The sequence below is a fragment of the Polaromonas sp. P4_H1 genome (assembly GCF_056400945.1).
Genome location: NZ_JBFUKG010000095.1, coordinates 1 through 599 on the forward strand (window position 1 = coordinate 1; position 599 = coordinate 599).

Here is a 599-nt window from a genome sequence, read left to right on the forward strand (position 1 = left end):
AGCCGCCCTCGCGGCGCACCACCAGCGACAGCTTCGCGTGGGTCTTCAATTCCAGGAAGCCATAGACCACTTGGACACCGGCGCGTTCGAGATCGCGCGCCCAGCGGATATTGGCCTCTTCATCAAACCGCGCACGCAGTTCGACGAGCGCCGTTACCGACTTACCGGCCTCAGCGGCCTCCACCAGCGTGCGGACAATCGGCGAATTGTTGGAGGTGCGATACAGAGTCTGCTTGATCGCCACCACATCCGGATCGCGCGCGGCCTGCTGCAGGAACTGCACGACGACGTCGAAGGACTCATAGGGATGATGGACAATCAGGTCCTTCTGMCGGATCGCGGCAAAGAYGTCGCCGCCATGATCGCGGACACGTTCCGGATGACGCGGCACATAGGGCACGAATTCGAGATCGGGCCGATCGAGCCGCGTGAGCTGCGAGACCTCGTTCATGGCGAGAATGCCGTCGACCAGCAGGATTTCGTCATCCGAGGTCGCCAGCGCGCGCTGCACGAAGGCACGGAGTTCTGCCGGCATGCCGGCTTCGATTTCGAGGCGGATCACCGACCCTCTGCGGCGACGCTTCAGCGCAGTCTCGAAC

At 63.1% G+C, this 599-nt stretch carries 1 pseudogene; it reads right to left on the bottom strand.

Annotated features, from left to right (window positions below):
• Nucleotides 1-562 (bottom strand): annotated as a pseudogene (locus AC1DS5_RS25290) (RNA degradosome polyphosphate kinase); the annotation flags it as partial.
• Between the last annotated feature and the right edge of the window lie 37 nt (nucleotides 563-599).